Source organism: Allobosea sp. GW823-FHT02B03 (assembly GCF_058797755.1).
Window position 1 is genome coordinate 600,341 of sequence record NZ_JBXAJY010000003.1, and the last position, 22,900, is coordinate 623,240.

Consider the following 22,900-nt stretch of genomic DNA (forward strand, 5'->3'; position numbering starts at 1 on the left):
TTATTTGATATCTCTACTCATTATTAGATATCGATGAACCGGAGTCGAGGGCATGACCCAGAGCGAGATCGAGGAACTGCGGGCGGATTGCGGCCTCGCCGCGAAGTTCTGGGGCCGAACCTTCGGCGCCATGGGTGCGATCGTCTTCCGGGAGAAGGGCGAGGACGCGATCAAGCGGCTCTGGCAGCTGATGCTGCACCAGCACCAGCAGGGTTTCTACAAGCAGGGGCTGATCAAGCTCGGCATCTCGCCGGACGAGCCGCCGGCAGTCGCGGCGGGCAAGTACCACTGGTACACCAACCTGATCGGCGGCCTGACGATGGAATATGTCGAGGAGACGCCGAAGAAGGTCTGGATCCGCTACACCGCGCCGATGTGGACCTATCCGGGCACGTCGATGCTGGCCATGCCGGCCTCGCTCCGGCGCACCATCTTCTCGATCTGGCACCCCGCGAACGGCCGGATGATGGGCAATAAGCGCCTCGGCTGGGTCGCCACCAAATTCGTCATGGAGGGCGACCCCTATGACGAGGGCTATTTCTACGAATACGACCGCGATCTCGCACCGGGCGAGGAGCTGCGTTTCGAGCAGGTCGCGCATACGCCGGAATTCGACCCCGCCAAGGCGCCCCGCCTCGACGAGAGCCTGTGGCCAGAGCCGCGCATGCTGAAGGCGCGCCGCAACTGGTCGCGCGAATACGTCGCGACGACGCTAGACTGCCTCCGGCAGATGTATGGCCCCCACACGACCAATTATCTCTGGGAGCAGACGATGCGCGGCATGGCCGTGCAATATGCCAGGGAACTCAAGGCCGATGCCGGCGTCGACGGCAATGACGCCGAGGCGATCGCGACCTTCTTCGCCCGCATGCTCAAGGCCCAGGGTCAGGATTTCGCGCTGCAGCGCCTCAGCGACGACCGCTTCGCGATCACGCTCGGCTCATTCCTGCCCTTCCAGCCGGATGCGCCGGAGGCGTTGCGCCACGCCAGCTTCGCCTTCCAGAGCGTCGCGGCCTGGACGCTGAACGGCCGCGTCGCAGTCTCCCGCCAACCGAGCCCGGATGCGCGCAACCCGACCGGCGAGACCTGGGAAATCGCGAACGCCGGCCGCTGGCTCTACTGACGCCCGCCCAGACCAAGGCATTGCAGATCATGCAGCATATCGACACTGACCTCACGGTCAGCGATCTCCTCGACGCGCGCGTCCGCGAGCACGGCGACAGGGTGTTCTGTACCTGGCAGCAGGAACGCATCACCTATGCCGAACTCGGCGAACGGGTGGACCGGCTGGCCAACGGCCTGCTCGCGACCGGCATCACGGCCGGAAGCCGCGTCGCGGTCATGCTCGCCCATCATCCCGACCACATCCTGACCCTGCTCGCGCTGCTGCGGATCGGCGCGGTCGAGGTGCCGATCAACACGCATCTGCGGGGCGACGGACTGCGCTATCAGCTCAGCCACAGCGAGCCGCAGGCGATCGTCGTCGACGAGGAGTTCGCGGAGCAGCTGCTGCCGGCGCTCGATGCCCTCGGCGGGCCAGTGCGGCTGATCTGGCGCGGCGCGAGCCCGCCGCAACCGAATGCCCGGACGCAGGTGACAGGCTTCGTCGCGGTCACCAATGGCCCGCAAGGCAAGCCGGCTCATCGCGGCCGATCCGGCGACATCGTCGCCATCTGCTACACCTCCGGCACGACCGGCGCGCCGAAGGGCGTGCTGATGACCGATGCGATGTATCGCGCCGCGGCGACGAGCTCGCTGCTGCTCTCGGGCATCGAGGAAGGCGACGTGCCGCTGTTCTGGGAGCCGATGTACCATCTCTTCGGTATCGAGGTGGTGGTGCTTGCCCTGTATAGGCCGGTGACGCTCGCCATGGTCGAGCGTTTCAGCGCCTCCAGTTTCTGGCGCTGGGCGCGCGAAAGCAAGGCGACCCATATCCATTATGTCGGCGGCGTCCTCCAGCTGCTGCTGCGCCAGCCGCCGGGACCGGAGGATCGCAGCCACGGCATCCGGGTCGCCTGGGGCGGTGGCTGCCCGACACAGACCTGGCATCCTTTCGAGGAGCGCTTCGGTATCGAGATGCGCGACAGCTTCGGCATGACCGAGACGGCCGCGCTCAACATCGTCAACACCCGCGGCATTCCGGGCGCGCTCGGCGTCCCCCTGCCCTATTTCGAGGCGCGCGTCATCGACGAAGCAGGCGAGCCCGCCGGCACCGGCGAGGTCGGCCAGCTGCTGATCCGCGGCAGGCAGCCCGGCATCGTCACGCCCGGCTACTACCGCAGTCCCGAGGCGACGGCCGCGACGATCCGGGACGGCTGGCTGCATACCGGCGATCTGGTCCGCCAGGATGAGGACGGCGTGTTCTGGTTCTTCGCCCGTCAGAAGGACAGCATCCGCCGGCGCGGCGAGAACGTCTCGGCCTGGGAGGTCGAGCGCGTGATCAACCAGCACCCGCAGGTCGAGGAAAGCGCCGCGATCATGGTGGTCAACGAGTTCGGAGACGAAGACCTCAAGGTCTTCATCAAGCCGGTCGGGGCGCCCTTCGCGGTCGAGCCGTTCCTGTCCTGGTGCCGCGAGCGCATGGCGAAATTCCAGGTACCGCGTTTCGTCGCCTTTGCCGACGACTTCCCGCGTACGCCGACCCAGCGCATCCGCAAGCATGAGCTCAGCAAGGCGCTCGACGACGGCTGGGACGCCGAAAAGCTGGCGGCGACGCCATGAGATCGCGGCATGGCGGCGCGAGGCCGAAGGCAACGAATGGCGGCGGGCCAAAGCGGGCGCATTTCCGTCCGCGACCCCAGTTTCGGCGTTGACATCCTCGACCGTTATGCAACGATATTAGATATAAGTTATCAATATACGATAAGGAGGGGATATGACTGACAAGCCTGAACTGCTCCCGGCGAGCAATCGTCGCCGCTTCCTGGGTGGCCTTGCCGCAACGGCCGCCTTCACCGCCTATGCCCCCGCGATCATCGGAGCCCGCGCCCAGGCGCAGCCGCTGGTGATGGTCAGCTATGGCGGTTCGTATGCCGAAGCATTGAAGGAGGTGATCGCCGATCCCTTCACCAAGGCAAGCGGCATTCCCGTCCAGATCCTGAACACGCCGGACCTCGCCAAGGTCAAGGCGCAGGTCACCTCGAAGAATGTCGAATGGGACATTTTCGACGCCTCCGGCCCGCTGATCATGGCCGGCTCGAACAATAATTACTGGGAGGACATCGACACCTCGATCGTCAAGACCGGGGCGATCGTCGGCGGCGTCGGCCGTGACCGCGTGCCGAACTACATCTTCTGCGGCGGCATCGCCTGGAACACGACCGGCACTGCAACCAAGCGCCCGCAGACCTTCGCCCAGCTCTGGGACACCGGTGCCTTCCCCGGCCGCCGCGGTTTCCGCAACCGCGTCTCGGAAACGCTCGAGGTCGCGCTGCTCGCCGACGGCGTCGCGCCGAAGGATCTCTACCCGCTCGACGTCGAGCGCGGCTTCAAGGCGCTCGAGCGGATCAAGCCGCATGTCCGCAAATGGTTCGAGCAGACCCCGCAGATGGTCACGCTGATCCAGAGCAGCGAGATCGACTTCATCTATGCCTATCCGAACCGGATCCGGGCTGCCGTCCAGACGGGCGTGCCGCTGGCCTTCTCCTTCGAGCAGAACGTCAACGCGTTCAACTACATGTCGGTGCTCAAGGGCTCGAAGCGCAAGAAGGCGGCGATGGAGTATCTCGCCTTCGCCCTGCAGCCCGACACGCAGGCCAAGCTCGCCGAGAAGCTCAGCCTCGCCCCGGTGCTCACCGAGGCGACCAAGCTGATGTCCGAAGACGCCCGCAAATGGCTGCCGAACCTGACCAGCCCCACCAACGCCTTCATCGACGACGAATTCTGGGGCAAGAACTACGACACGCTCGACAAGCGCTTCAAGGAATGGCTGCTGCTCTGACGGAAACGAGGCCGGCGTGAACAGGCCGGCCTCGGCAAGGAACAGCAGAAGGGGCCGGTGCGCGAGCACCGGCCCTTTCTCGTGCAGCAAAGCTTGAAGGGAAGCACTCGATCGAGGCTCAGAGCGCTGGCAGGTTCCGAGCGCCATCAGCCCGGCGAGCATCCGGGCCGGGCATTCCGGACGAGCAGTGACCTGGCTCCTTCCGGAGCCGCGCTCAGGACTTGGCCTCGAGCAGCAACGCGTCCTGCGGCTCCCATCCGAGCCGGGCGGTCGAGCCGATCTTGCGTTCAGCCGCCGAGCGGTTCGTCGGGGCCTTCACCGTGAAGGCCTGGCTGCCGCTACGAACCGTCAGGCGCATCGTCTCGCCGACGAAGGCGATCTCCTCGATCTGGCCGGAGACCTCGTTCGCACGACTCTCGCCATCGGCGAGCACGGCGATCTTGTCGGGGCGGATCATCAGGCGGTTGGCGGAACCGCTGGCATCCTGGGCGATGCGAATGTCCTGGCCCGAAGCGTCGAGGCGGACCCGTCCGGGCGCAACGACATCACAGGCGAGCAGGTTGGATTCGCCGATGAAGTCGGCGACGAAGGCATTGGCCGGCTTGAAGTAGAGATCCTGCGGCGTCCCGAGCTGCTCGATCTGGCCGGCATTCATCAGGCAGATCCGGTCCGAGAGATAGAGCGCCTCCTCCTGATCGTGCGTCACATAGAGGATCGTGATGCCCATCTCCTTGTGGATGCGCCGGATCTCCTGCTGGAGCTGTTCGCGCAGCTTCTTGTCGAGCGCGCCGAGCGGCTCGTCCATCAGGATGACCGGCGGCTGGTAGACCAGGCACCTCGCGATCGCGACGCGCTGCTGCTGCCCGCCGGAGAGCTCGCGCGGCTTGCGATGCGCGATATGCCCGAGCTGCACGATATCGAGGATCTTCTCGACGCGGCTCTTGATCTCGGCCGCCGACACTTTCCGGATCCGCAGCGGGAAGGCGATGTTGTCGAAGACCGACATGTGCGGCACCAGCGCGTAGCTCTGGAACACCATGCCGAGGCCGCGCTGGCGCGGCGGCACATGAGTGACGTCTCGGCCGCCGATGGACACCACGCCGCGATCGGGAGCGATCATGCCGGCAACGACGTTCAGCAGCGTCGTCTTGCCCGACCCGGAGGCACCGAGGAGCGTCAGGAACTCGCCCTCGGGAACCGTCAGATCGACATCGTTAAGCGCGACAAAATTCGCGTAGCTCTTCGCAATGCCGCTCAGTGCCACCGTGCTCATGCTTGACCCCTCTGCGCGGCTCTCCATCGCCGCGTCGATAGCCAACCATATTGTCGACGGTCGATATTGTAAATTGATAAGAGATGGCACATAGTGATAAAATCTTGGACATCGCCTGAGGCTGGAATGATCGCGACCCGACGCCCTGAGCTACTGCCCTCGCTCGCGCTGTTCGCCACGCCGGCGGCGCTCGTCTCGCTCGGTCTCTTCGTCATTCCGATGATCTTCGTCGCCTCCTATACGGTCGGCGAGGAACGCGGCCTGCTGGATGGCGTTCGCGAGGTCGCCGGCTCGAACCTGGTGTTCAGGGTCTTCCTCAACACGGTCCACATCAGCCTGACGACCGCCTTCGTCAGCGTCCTGCTGGCCTATCCCGTCGCGCTGCATGTGATGCGACAGAAGCGTCTCTGGAAGGCGGTCTGCCTGACCCTTGTCCTGGTGCCGTTCTGGACCAGCATCCTCGTCAAGAGCTACGCCTTCATCGTGATCCTCGGCGAGCGCGGCGTGATCAACACGGCCTTGCGCGCCTGGGGTTTCGACGGCTTCGACATGATGTTCAACCGCTTCGCCGTCATTGTCGGCATGAGCAATGCGCTCATTCCTTTCGCGATCTTCCCGATCCTCGCCAGCCTGTCCGCGCAGAACCAGTCGATCCAGGCCGCAGGCGAGGTGATGGGCGCCTCGCCGATGCGGGTGTTCTGGTCGATCACCTTCCCGCAGAGCCTACCTGGCGTCCTCGCCGCCTTCCTGCTCTGCCTCGTCCTCTCCATGGGCTTCTTCGTCACGCCGGCCCTGCTCGGCGGCCGCCAGGACATGATGATGGCGAACGTCATCGACCTCTACACGCGCGAGGTCCTGGACTGGCAGAGCGCCTCGATCATCGCGCTGCTGCTGTTGCTCTTCTGCGGGCTCCTGGCCGGCGTGATCCTGAAACTGCAGCTCAAGGTGGGACGCTGACATGACCGCGGTCACTGCAAAGCCCAGCCGGCGCATCGCCATGCGCCTGCCGCGCGCCTCGACGGTTCTCGCCTGCCTGGTCTACGCCTATCTGGTCGTGCCCAGCCTCGTCGTGATGCCGATCTCGCTCTCCGAGGCGGGCGAGTTCACGCTCGACAAGTCCCGCCTGTCGCTGAACCTGTTCCGGCAGTTCTTCGGCTCGGAAGCCTGGCTTGCAGCCTTGTGGAACAGCCTGCAGGTCGCGACGGCCGCCTCGGTGCTGGCGACGCTGATCGGCATCCCCGCCGCCTATGCCTTCGCGCGCGAGCGGTTCCTTGGCCGCTCGACCGTGCAGATGCTGGTGATCTCGCCGATGTTCGTGCCGGTCATCGTGATCGCGCTCGGGCTCTATTTCCTGGCGGCGGCGACGGGGCAGCAGGGCCGGTTCTCGACCCTGGTCCTGGCTCACGCCATGTACGGGCTACCCTTCGTCGTCATGCTCGTCCTCAGCGGCATGACCCAGGTCGACCCGGCGCTGGAGAAGGCAGCGATGCTGATGGGCGCCTCGCCGGCGCGCGTCTTCCTTCAGGTCGTGCTGCCGCAGCTGAAGATCCCGATCTTCGCCGGCTTCCTCTTCGCCTTCCTGGCCTCGTTCGACGAGGTCGTCATCGCCTGGTTCCTGAACGGGCCGACGACGATCACCCTGCCGGTCAAGATGTACAGCAGCATCATGTGGGAGAACACGCCGGTGATCGCGGCCGTGTCGACCATGCTGACGCTGCTCTCCTTCGCGATCTGCCTGCTGACCATGATGCTCGGCGCCAATCCCGGCGCGAAGGGTACCGACGCGGGCCGCTAGCCCGGCGCTTCCGCTGCCTTCGCGTAGCCCGCAGAGACGGCGCGCCAGAGACGGAACGAGTATTATGGAACGGAGCCTGCCGACACCCGTCGCCTTGGAGGCCGAAGACGGCCTTGCCTTCGAGCGGCTTGCCGATGCGCGGCGCAGCTGCCGCGCCTTCCTCCCCGATCAGCTTCCGCAGGCACTGATCGGCCGGATTCTCGCGATCGCGCAGCGGGCGCCGTCCTGGAGCAATGTCCAGCCCTGGCAGCTCCTGATTACCCGGGGCGAGGGAACGGAGCGTTTCCGCCGGTTGATGCTGGACAAGGCCGGCGCATCGGCACCCGCCCGGCGCGACTTCCCCTTCCCGCGCGAATATGCCGGCGACCATCTCGCGCGGCGGCGGGCCTGCGGGTTCCAGCTCTATGCCGCGGTCGGCATCGAGCGCGGCGACAAGGCGGCTTACGCGCATCAGACCATGCGCAACTTCGCGCTGTTCGACGCCCCGCATGTCGCAATCGTGACCAGCGACGAAGCACTCGGCGTGTACGGCGCCGTCGATTGCGGCGGCTATGTCTCGCATTTCATGCTCGCCGCCCAGTCGCTGGGCGTCGGCACGATCGCGCAAGGAGCTCTCGCCGAGTATGCCGCCGATATCCGCGAGCATTTCAGCCTGCCGGACAGCCGGAGGGTGGTCTGCGGCATATCGTTCGGCTGGCCGGACGATGCCCATGCGGCGAACAGCTTTAGAACCGAACGAGCGGTGCAGTCGGAAGTCGTCACCTGGGTCGGCACCTGAAGACAGCTGGCCTACGCGACGAAAGCAGGACTGAGAGTGGCTCACGCTGCTCTAACGAATACGCAGCTCGTCAACGCTGCCGGAAAACAGATTTGTCGAAGGTCAGCAAAGGGGCAAGTGCCGGATATTGCGCCAATGCCGCAAGCAGACGTTCCAGCGGAGGGCGGCTTCCGTCACCCGGTTGGAGCTTCCAAGCATGATCGCCTGCAGGAGCGCCGCGCGCCCCGGGATGCAGCATCCGTAGGACTGTTCCTATCGGCGAGCCTTCTCCGTCGCAGCCAACGCACCGAAGCGTGCGCTTAGACGATGGTCGCGCATGACCTCGTCGGCCTTCTGCGGATTTCGGCCTGCAACGCTGCCAGAATTGACGGGTACTGGCTGAACGCTGCCTGCGCACGCCGCGGCCGGGTGCTTGATCGCAGCCGAAGAAGCCTCAGCGGATAGTGCACCTCGTCCAGCAACAGCAGCTTCAGCCCGTCACGTCGCTCCGCCTTGGCGATCGCGGAATGGATGCCCTCACCTGTCGAGCTGAACATAAGCCTGGCTGGTAGCTAGCGCCGGCTGCTCGGCGACTTGTTCTGGTCAGCGGAGAGGCGGCACTAGGTGCCGCCTCCTGTGAATGGAACCGAGGTTTGCCGCAAAATTTTACTAAGTCATTGTATTTGCTTGAGTCTATTTCTGTTGTGACAATTGGGATCGCCGCAAATGACGCAACAGCCTGCCGCAGTTTTTCGAGGTCGTCGGGCCTTCAGTCATAAAAAAAGCCCTTGGGCGAACCCAAGGGCTGATCGTTCGAAACGTGCCGCCGTGACTAAAAGGGCAGATCGGCCCGGCGATAAAAATAGCCTTGTACGGTTTCGGGATCGAAGGCCGGATGGATGCCGACCTCGTCGAGTGATCGCTTGAGGCTACGCGAGGTGACGTCCCGACCGGACGACAATTCAGCTAGGCTCGCGTAGTCCGCCTGGAACGCTGCGAGATCCTCCGGCATGACGATGGTCTGCGGGCTGCGGTTTGTCGGGTTCCTGGCAATACGAGACGAAAGGACCTGGCGGCCGGTCAGCGCCTCGACGGCTTTGGTGCTGGTCCGCAACCGACGCTCAACCTCCCTGAGCGACAGCCCGCCATGATCTTCGAGCCGGACGTTCTCACGGACCTCGGCGACATCGACGGCGACGGAGAGATAGCCGCGCCGCCCATCGAGCTTTCCGACCCACCGAAGGCGACCGTCGAGGAGCAGCCCGACGATTTCCATCGCCGAGCAGCAGGCCTGTTTCGCGGCATCGGGGATGATCGCCTGGTCGTCGCCGAGTTTCGCGATGGGCACTGCCTGCCCGAGGAGGCGGTCCCTGAAGCTGTCCAGCTCGCCGCGGGCGAATGCGTGGCTGCCGATCTTTCCTTCGACGAACGGGCGGATGAAGCCGTTCTCGAATAGCATCCTGACGTGGAGGCGCGGGGCATTGAGATAGGCGCCTGCCGCGTTCAGCGACATCGAGTCCGGCGCATCCTCGAGCAAGGCGGCTGCGCGATCCGCCGAAAACAGGACGTGGTTGTCCGGCAGCTTCATATCGATGTCGCGAATAATCCCGGCCTCGAGCAGAAGCTTGCGCAGCCGCTTCGGATGGCGGCCTGTCTGGAGGTGTGCCGACCGAATTGAGTGCAGCCGCCGGACGCTCACGGGTTTGCCGAACACCTCGTCGCCGGAACCGAGCGGCATCGTCTCGATCGCGCAGGTCCTGATCGCATCGCGGAGCGGATCGTAGACCGGATCGCTGTTCTCGTAGGCGAGCCACTCGTATAGCCGGCCAAAGGTCGTGCGCAGGCCCCAGTCGCGAGGCGTCGACGAGGCCCGGAGGTTGGCCATAAGGTCCGCGATTGCTGCCGGACCGCCCTGAGCGATGCGGAACCCCTCTGCGCCAGCTCGCGACCAATCGGCCTGAGACATCCGAGCCAGGCGAACCTGCGCGCCGAAGAGGGATACGGCGCCAGTCATCTCGCAGGAACGGGCCGCCGCATACCAGGGCAGCGCGTCAAGCAGCGCTACGTTGACCGTGGGGGCCCACAGGCGCCCCAGCAGATAACGTTCCAGCGTCGAATGCGGAGCGGGATCAACCTGCTCGACGAGGGTGCCGATAGTGTCGATCACCGCCTCGATGACCCTGACGAAGTCATACGCGTGGATGCCGCCACGATGTTCGTGCAGGGGGACCAGGGGAATGCCGTGGCACTGACAGGACCGGATGGAGGAAAGCGACCACGACGACCGAGCGAACGGGCGAGTGGGGACCGGCCCCGGCTGGCTGGCCATGTCCTCGATGATGCAAGACGGGCAGATGTGAACCCGCCCACGCCGCAAGGATTTCTGCCGCAGCGCCTCGCCATTGAGCAGGATGCCGTCCTTCGAGTGCCGGAGACTGTACGGACGCAGCATGCCCTCGGGCACGCCTCCGATGCGCTCCAATCGTGCAAGAGCCCCATCGTGCCCCCGAATGAGCTCGGAGGCTGAGAAGCCCATGTCGAGGCAGAACGTGTTGAAGGTCGGGCAGCCGTGCAGCGCACTGAGGCGAGAGGCAAAGCTGGTCGGCGTCTCTTCGGCCCCGGGCGGAAGGGACATGGCGAGCGAAGCATGCATGGTCATCCCCTCCCCTTGCGGCGCTTGGGTTCAGTCAATCCGCCCTCCTCGCCATCAAGCGGCGCAGCGATGGCAGAGACGCCAGTCGGCACGAATTCCCAGTCGCGCACGGCAAAGACGTTGGCATCCGGCGAACAGCCGGTTGCGGCGGCGTAGACGTCGACGAAATGCCTGACGGTGAGTGTGTGAGCCCCCGCGAAAATGGCCTCTTCCGCCGCCGACCGACAGATCTGGATGACACGCCCGAACTGGCCTTCGGCGGCCCGGCAAAGGCGGGCAAGAAACTCGTCGCTCTCCAGGCCTTCGGACGGGAGGTAAGCGCATTTGGTCGAGATCGCCTCGACGATGTAGCGCAGTCGCTTGATGTCCCTCGGAAACGAGATGCCGTCGAAGCTCAAGAAGCGGCAGCGGCGGCCGAACTGGACGTCCCGCTGTGCGAACTGGACGAGGGAAGGCAACCCCGAAAGCACGAGGCAGACGGGCCAGTCAGGCTGCTGCATCACGTTCTTGAACGTGTCGGAGAGCTTCTGGATCTCATGGTCGTTCATGAGGCGCACGGCGTGCTGCGCCTCGTCGATGTGCACGATCTGGACCTTCCGGAGCCGAAGCTGCTCGCGGACCCGGTTCCAGGCGACGTTTTCGCGAACGTCGCGATCGATCGGGTACCCCAGCAGGCGCAACAGCTCGATGCCGAGCTGCTTGAGGGTACAGGGCGACGGCGCCGTGATCGATACGATCGGCAAGGACATCCCGAGCGTAAGGTTCTCGGGAAGCAGTTCGCGGCGCCCCTCGATCAGCCGCCTGATCGCGTGGGTCTTGCCTGCGCCGCTCTGGCCGACCACGACGAGGGCGCGCCCCTCGGCACGGCGACCGCTGAGCACGAGCGATGAGGTGTCGATCAGGCGATCGAATTCTGCCTCAAGCTCGCGATCACGGCCGGTCTTCACGTAGCTGCCGTGCAGCTTTTCAAGGGCGGCCACGCGACGGGCGCGGGCGGCGTCCGCCGCATGGCGTCCATGGACATCGGCAGCGTCGTCCGCAGGCGCCTCGAGGATGTGCTGAAACTGCATGCTCATCATCAGTCCTCCAGGCTCATGTCGCCGTCCTCGGCGATGTCGTCGTGTTCTTCGTCCCCTTCCTCGAGACGATCGTTGCCGCCGGCCGAGAAGCCTTCTGCCTCCGCCACGCCAAGGATGTCGTCGTTCTCGTTGGAGGCAGGCGCGGCCTGTTCCCGGATACGGAACGTCCTGAGCAGGCCGTTCTCAGCCGCATTGAATTCAGCGTCGGAGATGACGTTCGGCTTCAGCCCGGCGGTCTCATGGGCGCTGCGGGCAACTTCGCGAATTGCAGCAATGGCCTCCAGGAGCGCGGGACGCGCGATCGCTGCCTCGGCAGCGAAGCGCTGGCGCAGCCGGGCGTTGGCGGCAATCCAGTCGGCTGCGCTCAGCCCCTTGGCGAAGTCCTCGACGCACTTGACGGCAACCCAGCCCGCATCGGTGCTGACAGAGATCTCGCCGATGTTCAAAGGGTCGACGCGGATGGCGACCGGGCGCTGATTGAACTTGCGGCGCAGCTCCTGGACCTCGCGCGACTGATAGTGCAGGCCGAGGAAGCGAACTCCGCGACCGCTGATGCGCCGAGCAGTCCGAAGGCCAAAGATGTTCCGGGCCTGACTGGGGCTGGGAGCGGGACGGACCGAGCATTCGCGGGCCAAGCGGTTCCAGGCGTTGAGAGGCGTTTCGCCGCCGAGCCCCTCATGCTCCGTGTTGTGATACCGAGCGACGAACATCGGGAGAACGAGGCGAAGCTGGTCTACGGTGAGGCTGGCTTCGAGTTCGGACTCGTATTCGCCGCGCTCGCCAACGCTGCGGAAGGTCCGGCCGCTGAATTCGGCGCAGAGATAGTGCTCAAGGGTGTCGAACAAACGTTCGATCGTCCCGCGATCTTCGGGGAACCCCTTACGCGCATACAGGTGATCGACCCCGAGGTCGGCGGTGGTGCGGCGGAAAATGTGATCCTTGAACGCCGCGCCACCGTCAGTCACCAGAAGCTCCGGCCGACCGCGCATGAACCAGATCGACGACAGATCAGTCGATTCGAGCAGATGGGCCTTGTCCTGCGTGATCATCTGGAGCGCAGCGATCGACGAGGTGCGCGACGGCGCGTGCTCGTGAAGGTGCAGCGCCATTACGCAGCGCGAGGCACAATCGATGGCCGCCGTGATGTGGCAGCGGACCCGGGGGACATTCTTGCGTTCGGCGGGCGTCATGCGCTTCCAGGTCTCGATGTCGACCGTAAGCGCCATGATCGTCACCTTCCACTCGTCCATCTCGACGCGCTCGAGCAGGCGCGCCGCGCGGATGCCCTCGTGGACGATGGCGAACTTGCGCCGCGCGACCTCCGCACCCTGACGGCCGGCCATCACACGGAAGGCATCGAGCTTCTGGATCGCGCGATACACGCTCTTTAGGCTCGGAACCGGCAGTGCGGGCAGATTGGCGTTTGCCCTGACCGCGTTGAGGGCGTCGACTTCCTCCTTCACCTTCTCCCAGATGTTCTTGCCGGTGAGCTTGCGCTTGTCGCAATAGCCCTCGACCTGCTTCGCGAGCACCACCCTGACATCCTCGGGAAGTTTGGGATCGGTATTGCCGGAGCGGCGATAGCGAGGGATCAAGGCCTCTTCGCTGCAATCATGCTGCTCGAAGCGACGAAGCCAGTTCCCGAGCTGAAACGGGCTGGGCGCGTGGTGATGCGTCGCCTCGTCAGCCTGCTTGTTGCCGGAGGTCTTCTTGGCGGACTGGCGACAGAGACGCTTTGATTTGCCGTTCAAGCCTTCCGCGGTCAGTTCGGCGTGGATACGCAGCCCCGCTTTCCGGAGCGACGCTTCAGAGCGGCTGAATTCGCCCGCAGCCTCGTACCGAAGGAAGCGCTTGAGGAGTTCGTGGCGATACTTCACCCAGCCGCGCTCCTCGTTGTCGAGGTCCGCAAGCTGAAGGTTCCCCTGATCCAGGCGCAGCCGAGCCGCGCTGGCCGAGAAGAAGCCCTGGTCGATCTGAAGACGGTCCGCCTCAAGGAGGGCGTGCAGCTCCTGGTGAGTGAAGGACTGATGCAGGTGGTCATCACCGGCCGCGACGACACCGCGGTGATTGGCGCTGATGATCCTGAGCGGCGTTTCGTCAACACGGATCCGATCCGTCGGGGCGAGAGCCATGGGAGGAATGGAAGGGGTCGTCATCATGCTCGGTTCCTTTCGTGATTGGAGATCGTTGGGAGATCAGGCGGCTGCCCGCGTGGCCGTGATGAAGGCCCGCGGCTCGATGAGTCCGGGCTCGTTGAGCCGGAGGGAGCCATCTCCGATGAGGCAGGCGATCGCGCGGAGGGCATGCCCCTCCAGCCGTGCCCTCATCGCGACATCGGCGATGCGGACCGCGCCGGCGATCGGGGCCATGATCTGGCGGATCCGATCGACATGGTCTTCGTCGCGGTCGGCCTGCGAGAAGACGATCAGCCGGGCGTTATCGACACGGATATTTGTGATGTGCGCGTCGGTTCGCAGGACGTAAGCGTCCGCGAACCTGCTGCCGACCTGCTGGCGGATCAGTTCGAGGATGCGGTCGATGCCGCTCGTTTCGACCCGGCCTTTCGGCTTGACCGCGTAAGCAATCCGCCGACCGCAGTGCAGCGTCACCCGGAAATCAAACGTGTGGCGGCGGAGCTTCCCAGCGTCATCTAGATAGGAAACCGCGTCCGGCTGATCCCAGATGCGAGCCACCTGCGAATTGGCGCGCAGGATGTACGCAAGTCCACGCTCGAGATTGCTCTCGTAGACAAGGATGCGATCGGTAACGGGGTCAACGAAGCTGCCGACGAAGGATCCTTGTTTCTGGTTGGGAAAGCGGCTGGCGAGGGAAGGCTGGGCAGGATTCCAGGGCTTCTCCGGCCCCGGCTCAACGATCAGATCCGCGCTATGCGCCAGCCCCCGCCGGTGGTCTCGACGAAGCCACCGGCGGAGGAAATTCGGACGTCATCGTTGGCAGCAACGTTGACGGTGATCGGTTTCAGCAGGGGGTTCAGTTTGGTAGCCATTGGACAGCACTCCTCGTTTCGGCGCACGGAATGCGCCGGATGAATTCCCCGAAGAGGCGAGTGCCTCCTGGGGCGGACTTTCGATGCGCTGGACCGAGGTCCGAGCGTCGTCAGGCCGATATGACGAGGAGCGTGTTGTGCCTGGCGCCGAGAGGGGCATGGGCGAATGCGTTCGACATCTTCTTGCCTCCTCTGGCTGCGGCCATCTCGTGAGATGGTCCGGTTGGCAGATCCTTCAGGGCTGACCCGGAAGGAGATTTGAGCCCTTCGCGGCATCGATCGAGACCGAGAGGGGCGCGCTCCGTAACACCGTCCCCCGGCAAAGATCTAGATCTCGAAGGCCACTATTCCTGCCTCATGCCTCGCAGGCGATAACGGTGGTTAGCGCCGGGTTGACCATGTCCTGACAATCCAACCGATCGGTCGGAGGTGCCTCGCTGCCGAAGGCGCGAGCGATGGCGTCCGCCGTCAGGCGACCACGGTCGCCGAGGGCAGTTGCGATCTTGTCCAAAGCGGTGCGGTGCTCGTCGAGGACGCCCCGGGCGCGGCGAAGGCAGACATCCAGGCGGGTGCCGACGCGCCGGCGCAGCATCGGGTCGGCACGGATCAACGCCATGACTTCCGCAGATCGATTTGATGAGCAGTAGGTAAGGCTATCCCCTAGCCCGAGCGACGTTTCCATGCTGGCAGCGAGGACGGTAGCCAGATGAAGGTCGGATTGCTCACCGCCTCCTCCGCCATCGGCATGCTCGCCGAGGACGATCTGCTCGGCGGCGAGGCCGGCTAGCAAGGTCGTTATCTGGGCGACGTGGAAAGCCTCGGTTCGCTCGCCGCCGGGTGAGTGCCCAAAATCGGTCTGACCGCCCTGCCCGCCTATCGCGACTTCGCGGAAAACTCTTACCTGAACCGGCGTGCTGCCGGACACGCCCCGCAGCACGTATCCTGCTACGGCATGACCGGCCTCGTGCACGCAGGCGCGTCGGTACGTTGCGTCCGTCAGCCGGACGCGCGCGGGTAAGCTCGCGAGAAGATCCTCGACGACAAGAGCGCGACGCTCGGACCGCGCTTTCCGCCTGGCGTCGCGGACGATCTGCTCGATCACGGCGCCCGTCGCTCCCTCGAGCCGCTCGGCGATGCCCGGCAGATCAGCCTGGGGCAGTGCATCACGCAGATGGTGTCGGAGTATCCCTGCGCGGGCCGTGGCATCGGGCAGCGGTATGCGGATGTGCCTGTCGAGACGGCCCGGCCGAAGGATCGCTGGGTCGATCCTCTCCGGCCAGTTTGTCGCTCCGACGACGACGACACCTTCGCGCCCCTCGACGCCATCCAGGCATTCGAGAAATCCGTTGATCACCTCTCGGACGTACTGAGCATTACGATCGTGGAGGTTTTCGCGGTCTCCGAACGAATCGAGCTCGTCGAGAAACAGGATGCAGGGTGCGTTCTTCTTGGCCTCTGCGAAGGCCGCCCGCATCGCCTTCAAGAGGTCGTTGAGATACCCCTTAGCCTGCCACCGGGCCAGCGAATGCGCGAAGATCGGTACATTGCAGGTCCGCGCCAGTGCGCCAGCGTAGATGGTTTTGCCGACACCAGGCGGACCGACAAGGACAATGCCTCGGTCCACGTCTATCCAGGCAATTTTTCCGGCGCGGTAGTCGGCGAGGTCGATGGCGAGTGCCCGCCCCCATTCCGCCGCTTCGCCATAGCCATGGAGCTCGGAAAGCGTTGGCCCGGATTCCGTCTTCTCTGGAGCGGGCCTGGGAGCTGAAGCGGCCGCCAGAAAACCTCGCAGTCGTCGAAGGGCCCACCCTGTGTTACGGCCACGCTTGATCGCCGCCCCGAGCAAGTGCAACGGCGCTCCGGCCGCCGGTGCAAGGTCATGATCCGACGGAATGCGGCCTAGCACAGCCGCGAAGACGCCTCGCAAGGCTCGCACGTCGACGGGGTCGATCTCGACGACAACATCGGCGACCAGCCGGAACAGGTCCGGGATATCACTCTGCTTGGACGCGACACCGAAGATTCGTTCTGTCTTCGGCAGGAGCGTCTTCAGCGCCTCGTCATGCGACCGAGACCCCGGTTTTGGCGCTTCGCCGGTCCAGTGAACGACATCGAAGTCGTTGGGAAAGAATGAGACGCGATGACGTTTCAGCATGTCTCGTGCAACGCTGGCATAGACCTCGGCATCGACCTCTGGAACGATGAGTCCGACGATACCGGGGTAACCGAGCAGCACGTGATGGGCTCCCCCGCGGCGCAGTCCGCGGGTGATCAGAGTACGAGCCAGCATTGCGCTCGCGTCGTGGCAGCCAGCAGGGCGACTTATCTCAAAACGCGGGCTCATCGGAAATCCCACCGGTCAGAGAGGTGATGTCTGCGACCCAGGGCGTAGAGGCGATTGAGGGTGCGGGCGTACCCCAAGGCGGGAGCGACGAACCAGAGATCGGAGGTGCAGACCTGCCGGGTGTTCGGGATCGTCGGGTGACCATGGACCTTTCCGATCAGGGCGATCGTGCGCCGTTCTGCCAGGCTCCAGTGGTCGAGCGTTGGCGCACCGGCCAGATCGGACTCGTCCGGATGCTTCCCGGCCCGTATCCGCTCGAGGTCCGCAAGCAGGCTGCTCAGCCGTTCGATTTCAGGGGCGAGTTGGGGCACTGGGCGCTGATCGGCATAAGTGTACATCATAGGCGTGTTCCATCGCTCGCGGTCCGGTTACGGACCGACGTTGGTTGGGTTCAGACGGAATGAGAGACGGCGTTCCTGGCCATGGACGGCGGACGCCTGGGTATCGAGGTCGCTATGCCTTCAGCGTGAAGGCGGCAGGGACACTCGCGTCCACGGCCCGATTGGCCGGGAGATATCGATCGCGATTGCCTTAGCGGCAGCAAGCGAAAGGACCGCTCGAATGGGGTCCTGCGTCCTTGGCAGGTAGCCGGCGCAATCGCCCAGATAGGAACTGCCGCCTTGATCCATCAGATGCTCTGCGATCAGGACGTTGGCCAGCGGTGGAACCGGATATCGGGCGCTCTCGGCAATCAGGGCTGAACCATTGAGATGAGGTCGGCGGCGGAGCCAGTGCTCGCTGAGAACGAGGATATCCTTGCGGTTCCATCGCCTGCACAAGCTCTGCCTGAGAGCTGGGAACTGTTCGCGGCCCTCGGGTATCGCCACAATCGTGAGAGCCCGATCGGACGTCCGGGCGATGCGCACGACCGAGCCCGGTGGCGCGTCAGACGACACCAGAGCTGCGTCCGCCCGGCTGCTGCGGTGAAAGTCGATTATCCTGGGCTCGGTCAGCAATCTTGCATCGAGAACTCCATGGATTCCGCTCTCGGCTTCGTAAGGATTCGCTGTGCTGGTTTCATACGAGAGCGGCGAGAGTGTAACGTTCATGGCAAGCCTCCACCTTCGCCCGGAAGCCACTCCGGGCGTTGACGAATTCGTGGTTCTGACACCGAGTTATCATATGGTTGCGACAGGAGGCTCTCGTGGTGATCGAGTTCCTCCAGGTCGCGAGATCCATTCGCCGATTTCGTTGGCCGTGTCCGGGAGCGCTCCGGAAAGATGGTTACCGGCCGCCTAACGCTCGCAGCGAGAGGTTTGGGAAGTCAACGCGTGGCCGGCTAGACCCAATCTTCCGAATATCGGCGATCAACATGGCCAAGGGCCCTGGCAGAGCCTCCGTCTTATGCGGAGGCGCTCAATGTTCGCCGCTCCACCAGACCAAAGCCAGCGCTTCGTCCCGGCACCTCTCGAGATCCATTGAGGCCGTATCGTGCTGAGGAAGGATAGCCGCACGCAACCATTCACGGAGCGCTGCTGGCCTATTGCCGACGCTGCGAATGTCCGGTTTCAGGCACACTAGAGCGTTTCCGGTTTAATCTGGTTCATATGCGGTGGCCTTGAAGTAGTTGGCGCACTCGTTTGGAGAGAACCAGGCCGACGATTGCGCCGACGGCGTCCCAGAGAGTGCTGATGCTGCGCTAGGCCTGGCTTGGAGAATCGCCTTCAGCTTGGCTAAGGTGTTCTCGATCGGATTGAAGTCGGAGCTGTACGGCGGCAGGAATCCAGAGCGTCTAATTGCTGATGCTGTCGGTTGTGATTGTGACGATGATGTCACGCGACTGGCTCTTGTAACGAAGGCACTCGATCTGCTGGCGTCAGCGCGGCGAGGTTCATTTATGGTAATTCGGCAGATTTGGCGCCTTCGCTGCCGCATAGTCGATTTGTCTATGTGGCGATTGCTTGAGCTGATGATATTCTCCACCTGGGGAGGCTATCAATGTCTACAGCACCAAAACCGCCTTTGCAGCTTTCTGCCTCGTCTCTGGGGCCCGTGGCCAAGCTTAACGCAACTTTGAGCAAGAACGCTCAAAATATGATCTACGCGCGCAACGGCACCGGAAAATCGTTCCTTACACGCGCCCTTCGCTACCTCGACGTGCATGCTCAAGGGGGCGACGTTTCAAACGCAGCATTTGATCTTGTCGCGGAGGAATCTCAGGATAGCCAAGGAAGCTTTTCTCTGGTTCAGGGCAGCGGGAACCTCGCAGACCTTACACTCAACCTGCGCCACAAACAGGTATCCGCTAACACGCACGATCGAATATTCCATGTTTTCTCGGAGGATTTTGTACATAGCGAACTTAGGCAACGTAACTTTGACATGGACGGAAATATCGAGAGCGAGATACGCCTCGACCAGGTGAATATCGACACCAAGGAAGCCGAAGAAAAATTCGCAGAAAATGAGAAAGCCATTTCAAAGGCTCGAATTGTGCTCCAGGACAGCCTGGAGAGGGAAAAAATCGAGCAACTCGCGAACAAAGCTGCTGTTAACAAGCGATTGAAGGAATATATGGATTGCGGCTTAGAGAGCGTGCTTTCTCATGCGACTCAGCCCGCTCTAAATAGAAGATCAGTCAAAGATATTATCTCTGACCTCGATGCGTTAAAAAATATACCGGCAGAACCGGACTGCCCCGAGGCAGTCGAAATGGCTCAATTCAACGCCGGACGGTTGAATGATATCATCGCGCTAATCGAGAAAGTTACCTCTCCTTCAACGATCTCGGATGAGATAAAAAATCTACTTTCAGCACGACCGGATTTCTTCGAGGCGGGACTCGAAGCTTTGAAGGACAGCGATCATAAAAATTGTCCATTCTGCCAGCAGTCGATCTCACACCCCCCGGCAAGCGATTACATTCAGCTGTACATCTCATACTTCGCGGATGCCGAAGGTAAGCACAAGAAGGACCTCCGCGCAGCTTGGAGTGATGTAAAGAGTTTCCGCAGCACGCTTGGAGCACGCGTGGCTGACGTTGCTCGCGAAATTCTGAAGTTTGAGAGTTTGCGAAAATGCGTTCCTTCTCAACGCGATGTCGCTTTGCCAAGCGTGAGTGAGCATTTCGACGCGCTAGAAGACCTTCTGGCTGAGTATCATAAAGCGATTGAAACCAAAGGGCTCGCGCCTGGCAGCCAAGTGCCAGTTCCTCAGGGCGATCTTCAAGAGCTTCTTACCACCATAAATCGCGAGCTTGCGGCCCTAGGACAGCACTTCGTTAGCATTACGGCAGCCGTCAAGGCATCTGACAATGAGCGCAAGAAGCTCCAGCGAGAAATTTGCCCGATATTCGAAGCGGAGTTTGCTCGCGCGCACTGGGCTGAAATCACCGCTATTCATGCGCTGGGGCGCGACGCGAAAATTATACGTAAAGAGTTGGACGACCTCAAAAAGTCACAGGTCTCCACCAGCGTCAAAGATCCCGTTGCAAGCTCATTTGAGGCACTCATTAAAAGTTTCTTTGGCAACAAATACACCTTCGACAGCAAGGAATTTGTACTGAATCGCGGCAATCGAAAGATGGCGCGCGGCGCTAGTAGAACTCTAAGCGACGGAGAAAAGACGGCGATCGCGTTCTGTTATTTTGTGGCGTGCTCCCACCGGAAAGTTAAATCGACATCGGACTATGAGAAGTTATTCCTTGTTTTTGATGATCCAATAACATCGATGTCGTACGATTTCATTTTTGCAATCGCGCAGACCTTGAAAAATTTGAATATCGGCTCCTCAGGAGAGTTATCGATAAACCCCGCAGACATAAAAAATGCGAAAGGGCGGAGACCGGATTTGCTCCTCTTCACCCATAGCAGTTATTTCTTCAACGTCTGCGTGACAAATAGCGTTGTTCAGAATGAAGGCGCTTTCTTCCTCCATGTAGCAAACGGCGAGCATAAAATCTCAAAGCGCGCGCAGTACATTGCTCCATTTGATCTTCATTTGAAGGAAGTATTCGATGTTCATGGCGGTAAGGAGCCAGACCATACCACTGGGAACGCAGTTCGATGCGTACTGGAAGCCATAGGTCGCTTTTGTCATCCGGATAAGTGCGACTCCTTATCGAATTTCATCTCGTTTCTAGCGGGCGATGGTGGCTTTGAAATTAAAAGCGTTTTGATCAACCATATGTCGCACGGAACGTATTACGATGAGACGCCGAGCCCAGATGAGTTGCGCGAGGCGTGCTCTGAAGCACTTCTGATCGTTGAGAAATACGCCAAAGGCCAGATAGAGCTTCTTCGAGCATTTGCGTCATCGCCAGGGGGAGCGGCAAAGCTGGCTATGGCCTAGCGGTTGCCGCAAGCCACCCGGCCAGATGACTCGGATCAGTCGGCTGGGCGCGTATCGTGCAACGATTAGCGCCATTGCGTCGCTTGTCCGTCCGCTTTGGACCTCACGGGACCGTCACACAGCCGTTTGGCTGAGCTTGTCACAGCCGGGGAATTGGCAATTGCCGAATCGGTGCAACCGTGTTGCGCCCCGGCCGTTCGGCGAGAATGGGGGCGCGCGCGGAAAGAGGCTTCGCGGGAACCCGCTGCAACGAACGATAGCGAGTGAAGCTGGGCGGAAGCCTCTTGCAGCGCGCCGGGGGCAAAGCCCCAAGAACCAACTGCCCGATTTCGCTATAGCTTATCGAAAACGGAGCCCATGCGCGGGCTGAAGAGCCTGTCGTAGGTCTTCAGGAGATAGCTGTCCGTCATGCCCGCCACATGGTCACAGATCACGCGCACATCGCCCTTGGAATCCTCGAACAGCTTGTAGGCGTCTTGGGCCAGCAAGGCGCGCGGCTCGGATAGGAACGCTTCGAAGACCGATACCACCATCTTTTGGCCTTTGAATTCCAGATGCTGAACCTCGGCGCTTCGAATGACCTCGAACTTGACGACGTTCTTGAGGGCCTTGAGAAAGGCTTTGTGTTCCTTTGGCAAGGAAACACGATACCGCATCAACGGCTCGGTAAAGACTCCAACCTCCTCAATAATAACGTTCGTGACGAAGTGGTGGACGAGGCGGCCGATATATCGCTTGCGTGTCCCGCCTCCGGCGAAAAGGCCTGATATAAGAGTGTCGTAGACGTTGTTCTGGCTCTCATTCGGGTATTTCTTCTTCAGGATATCAAGAAAGTGAGAGCATATATCCTCGGTGACATGAGTGGCGAATGATCGCGGATCGACAAGGCCGAGCGCTATCGCATCCTCCAGGTCGTGCACGCGTCGGCCAAATCCATGATGCTGCAATCAAAGGATTTGTGCCGAGGGGCCGCATGCTTGCCGGTAACATCATCGAAAGATCGGAACTCGTCCTGATCCGCAGTAGACACGAGATCCAAAATCCAATCGACCACGTCGCGTTCCGAAGCCATGTAGCATTTGGGAGGCTTGGACAGCGCGCGATCGATCGTGCGTATAGTCGTGAGGTTCTCCACTAGGGTGGGCTTGAGTTGCGGATTCTCAACATCGGTCAAGGCGACCGGATATTTTAGGACACCCAAGAGCGCCCTACGCGTCAGGTCGGCACCATCTGCCTTCGAGAAGTTCTCCAATCGGGAGAGAATGCGTAACGTCTGCCCATTCCCCTCGAAACCGCCGTGATCGCGCATGCAGTAGTTCAAGGCGACTTCGCCGCCATGGCCGAACGGGGGATGCCCGAGGTCGTGAGCGAGGCCCACGGCCTGGATGAGACTGCTGGTGGGAAGGATGGCGTGGACGGGGCTTTTCAAAAGCTCGAGCTGCCGAACCAGGCTGGTAGCGATCTGCGCGACCTCCATCGTGTGGGTCAGGCGCGTACGGTAAAAGTCACTGTCCCCCAGATTGAGGGTCTGGGTCTTTCCCTGCAATCGGCGGAAGGATCCCGAATGTACGATACGGGAGTAATCTATATCGTGATTGGAGCGCGCGTCTTCGGGGTGCTTGATCCACCCGCTTCGCCGATCTTCCCAAGTTGTTGTCACACTTCCCCCCCCGCCTGACGCTGTGATCGCCTAAACCTCGTCCGCGCCCTCCTCGGCTTCGGCTTGCTCGGCGGCAACCCGTTCCTCGATGACCTTAGGTAG

19 protein-coding genes and 1 pseudogene are annotated in these 22,900 nt (G+C 62.4%); 7 read left to right on the forward strand and 13 right to left on the reverse strand.

Annotated features, from left to right (window positions below; translation table 11 throughout):
- Window positions 1–52 precede the first annotated feature (52 nt).
- The 3 genes from AC1REK_RS12450 (at window position 53) to AC1REK_RS12460 (ending at window position 3,940) form a co-directional block, all read left to right on the forward strand.
- Entirely contained in the window at window positions 53–1,123 is a 1,071-nt protein-coding gene (locus tag AC1REK_RS12450; protein ID WP_492267804.1) for a hypothetical protein, read from the forward strand.
- A 29-nt stretch (window positions 1,124–1,152) separates the two neighbouring features.
- The gene (locus AC1REK_RS12455; protein ID WP_492267803.1) at window positions 1,153–2,721 is read left to right on the forward strand and encodes an AMP-binding protein; all 1,569 of its coding nucleotides are present in this window, start codon (window positions 1,153–1,155) and stop codon (window positions 2,719–2,721) included.
- 154 nt (window positions 2,722–2,875) lie between these two features.
- Window positions 2,876–3,940, forward strand: a complete 1,065-nt coding sequence (locus AC1REK_RS12460; protein ID WP_492267802.1) for an ABC transporter substrate-binding protein — start codon at window positions 2,876–2,878, stop codon at window positions 3,938–3,940.
- Between the two features lie 214 nt (window positions 3,941–4,154).
- On the opposite strand, the gene AC1REK_RS12465 is transcribed toward AC1REK_RS12460, so the two are convergent.
- Window positions 4,155–5,213, reverse strand: a complete 1,059-nt coding sequence (locus tag AC1REK_RS12465) for an ABC transporter ATP-binding protein (RefSeq protein ID WP_492267801.1) — start codon at window positions 5,211–5,213, stop codon at window positions 4,155–4,157.
- A 126-nt stretch (window positions 5,214–5,339) separates the two neighbouring features.
- Between AC1REK_RS12465 and AC1REK_RS12470 the strand changes: the two genes are divergently transcribed.
- The 3 genes from AC1REK_RS12470 (at window position 5,340) to AC1REK_RS12480 (ending at window position 7,786) form a co-directional block, all read left to right on the forward strand.
- Window positions 5,340–6,170 carry an ABC transporter permease gene (locus AC1REK_RS12470; RefSeq protein ID WP_327524666.1) on the forward strand — a complete coding sequence of 277 codons (831 nt, stop codon included), beginning with the start codon at window positions 5,340–5,342 and terminating at the stop codon, window positions 6,168–6,170.
- A gap of 1 nt (window position 6,171) precedes the next feature.
- A complete protein-coding gene (locus tag AC1REK_RS12475; protein WP_492267800.1) occupies window positions 6,172–7,008 on the forward strand; it encodes an ABC transporter permease in 837 nt (278 codons plus the stop codon).
- Between the two features lie 64 nt (window positions 7,009–7,072).
- Window positions 7,073–7,786, forward strand: coding sequence for a nitroreductase (locus AC1REK_RS12480; protein WP_492267799.1), 714 nt, complete (start codon window positions 7,073–7,075; stop codon window positions 7,784–7,786).
- 299 nt (window positions 7,787–8,085) lie between these two features.
- On the opposite strand, the gene AC1REK_RS12485 is transcribed toward AC1REK_RS12480, so the two are convergent.
- The 10 genes and pseudogenes from AC1REK_RS12485 to AC1REK_RS12530 form a co-directional block, all read right to left on the reverse strand.
- Entirely contained in the window at window positions 8,086–8,322 is a 237-nt protein-coding gene (locus AC1REK_RS12485) for a hypothetical protein (protein WP_492267798.1), read from the reverse strand.
- A 275-nt stretch (window positions 8,323–8,597) separates the two neighbouring features.
- Entirely contained in the window at window positions 8,598–10,418 is a 1,821-nt protein-coding gene (locus AC1REK_RS12490) for a TniQ family protein (RefSeq protein WP_492267797.1), read from the reverse strand.
- 2 nt (window positions 10,419–10,420) lie between these two features.
- Window positions 10,421–11,497, reverse strand: coding sequence for an AAA family ATPase (locus AC1REK_RS12495; protein WP_492267796.1), 1,077 nt, complete (start codon window positions 11,495–11,497; stop codon window positions 10,421–10,423).
- Window positions 11,497–13,656 carry a TnsB C-terminal domain-containing protein gene (locus tag AC1REK_RS12500; protein WP_492267795.1) on the reverse strand — a complete coding sequence of 720 codons (2,160 nt, stop codon included), beginning with the start codon at window positions 13,654–13,656 and terminating at the stop codon, window positions 11,497–11,499. Before AC1REK_RS12500 ends, AC1REK_RS12495 begins: the two co-directional genes overlap by 1 nt.
- A gap of 36 nt (window positions 13,657–13,692) precedes the next feature.
- Window positions 13,693–14,190 carry a hypothetical protein gene (locus AC1REK_RS12505; RefSeq protein ID WP_492267794.1) on the reverse strand — a complete coding sequence of 166 codons (498 nt, stop codon included), beginning with the start codon at window positions 14,188–14,190 and terminating at the stop codon, window positions 13,693–13,695.
- 182 nt (window positions 14,191–14,372) lie between these two features.
- Complete coding sequence (locus AC1REK_RS12510) at window positions 14,373–14,504, reverse strand: hypothetical protein (RefSeq protein WP_492267793.1); 132 nt, start codon at window positions 14,502–14,504, stop codon at window positions 14,373–14,375.
- A gap of 355 nt (window positions 14,505–14,859) precedes the next feature.
- Window positions 14,860–16,740 (reverse strand): AAA family ATPase, encoded by a 1,881-nt coding sequence (locus AC1REK_RS12515; RefSeq protein WP_492267792.1) that lies wholly within the window; start codon window positions 16,738–16,740, stop codon window positions 14,860–14,862.
- A gap of 104 nt (window positions 16,741–16,844) precedes the next feature.
- Window positions 16,845–17,189 carry a DUF6634 family protein gene (locus AC1REK_RS12520; RefSeq protein WP_492267791.1) on the reverse strand — a complete coding sequence of 115 codons (345 nt, stop codon included), beginning with the start codon at window positions 17,187–17,189 and terminating at the stop codon, window positions 16,845–16,847.
- Between the two features lie 120 nt (window positions 17,190–17,309).
- Complete coding sequence (locus AC1REK_RS12525) at window positions 17,310–17,897, reverse strand: hypothetical protein (RefSeq protein WP_492267790.1); 588 nt, start codon at window positions 17,895–17,897, stop codon at window positions 17,310–17,312.
- A gap of 484 nt (window positions 17,898–18,381) precedes the next feature.
- A pseudogene (locus AC1REK_RS12530) lies at window positions 18,382–18,588 on the reverse strand (transposase); the annotation flags it as partial.
- Window positions 18,589–18,786: 198 nt separating this feature from the next.
- On the opposite strand from AC1REK_RS12530, the gene AC1REK_RS12535 reads away from it, so the two are divergent.
- Entirely contained in the window at window positions 18,787–21,138 is a 2,352-nt protein-coding gene (locus AC1REK_RS12535; protein ID WP_492267789.1) for an AAA family ATPase, read from the forward strand.
- A 332-nt stretch (window positions 21,139–21,470) separates the two neighbouring features.
- On the opposite strand, the gene AC1REK_RS12540 is transcribed toward AC1REK_RS12535, so the two are convergent.
- Together AC1REK_RS12540 and dgt are read right to left on the reverse strand one after the other, a co-directional pair.
- The gene (locus AC1REK_RS12540; protein WP_492267788.1) at window positions 21,471–22,058 is read right to left on the reverse strand and encodes a hypothetical protein; all 588 of its coding nucleotides are present in this window, start codon (window positions 22,056–22,058) and stop codon (window positions 21,471–21,473) included.
- Window positions 22,034–22,684, reverse strand: coding sequence for a dGTP triphosphohydrolase (gene dgt / locus AC1REK_RS12545; RefSeq protein ID WP_492267787.1), 651 nt, complete (start codon window positions 22,682–22,684; stop codon window positions 22,034–22,036). Before dgt ends, AC1REK_RS12540 begins: the two co-directional genes overlap by 25 nt.
- Window positions 22,685–22,900 lie beyond the last annotated feature (216 nt).

Coding starts and splice junctions, on each gene's coding strand:
- AC1REK_RS12525 (WP_492267790.1), bottom strand. CDS start 17,897: ATGAACGTTACACTCTCGCCGCTCTCGTATGAAACCAGCACAGCGAAT.
- AC1REK_RS12475 (WP_492267800.1), top strand. CDS start 6,172: ATGACCGCGGTCACTGCAAAGCCCAGCCGGCGCATCGCCATGCGCCTG.
- AC1REK_RS12535 (WP_492267789.1), top strand. CDS start 18,787: ATGTCTACAGCACCAAAACCGCCTTTGCAGCTTTCTGCCTCGTCTCTG.
- AC1REK_RS12470 (WP_327524666.1), top strand. CDS start 5,340: ATGATCGCGACCCGACGCCCTGAGCTACTGCCCTCGCTCGCGCTGTTC.
- AC1REK_RS12455 (WP_492267803.1), top strand. CDS start 1,153: ATGCAGCATATCGACACTGACCTCACGGTCAGCGATCTCCTCGACGCG.
- AC1REK_RS12480 (WP_492267799.1), top strand. CDS start 7,073: ATGGAACGGAGCCTGCCGACACCCGTCGCCTTGGAGGCCGAAGACGGC.
- AC1REK_RS12510 (WP_492267793.1), bottom strand. CDS start 14,504: ATGGCTACCAAACTGAACCCCCTGCTGAAACCGATCACCGTCAACGTT.
- AC1REK_RS12495 (WP_492267796.1), bottom strand. CDS start 11,497: ATGATGAGCATGCAGTTTCAGCACATCCTCGAGGCGCCTGCGGACGAC.
- AC1REK_RS12520 (WP_492267791.1), bottom strand. CDS start 17,189: ATGATGTACACTTATGCCGATCAGCGCCCAGTGCCCCAACTCGCCCCT.
- AC1REK_RS12460 (WP_492267802.1), top strand. CDS start 2,876: ATGACTGACAAGCCTGAACTGCTCCCGGCGAGCAATCGTCGCCGCTTC.
- AC1REK_RS12465 (WP_492267801.1), bottom strand. CDS start 5,213: ATGAGCACGGTGGCACTGAGCGGCATTGCGAAGAGCTACGCGAATTTT.
- AC1REK_RS12450 (WP_492267804.1), top strand. CDS start 53: ATGACCCAGAGCGAGATCGAGGAACTGCGGGCGGATTGCGGCCTCGCC.
- AC1REK_RS12490 (WP_492267797.1), bottom strand. CDS start 10,418: ATGCATGCTTCGCTCGCCATGTCCCTTCCGCCCGGGGCCGAAGAGACG.
- AC1REK_RS12485 (WP_492267798.1), bottom strand. CDS start 8,322: ATGTTCAGCTCGACAGGTGAGGGCATCCATTCCGCGATCGCCAAGGCG.
- AC1REK_RS12500 (WP_492267795.1), bottom strand. CDS start 13,656: ATGATGACGACCCCTTCCATTCCTCCCATGGCTCTCGCCCCGACGGAT.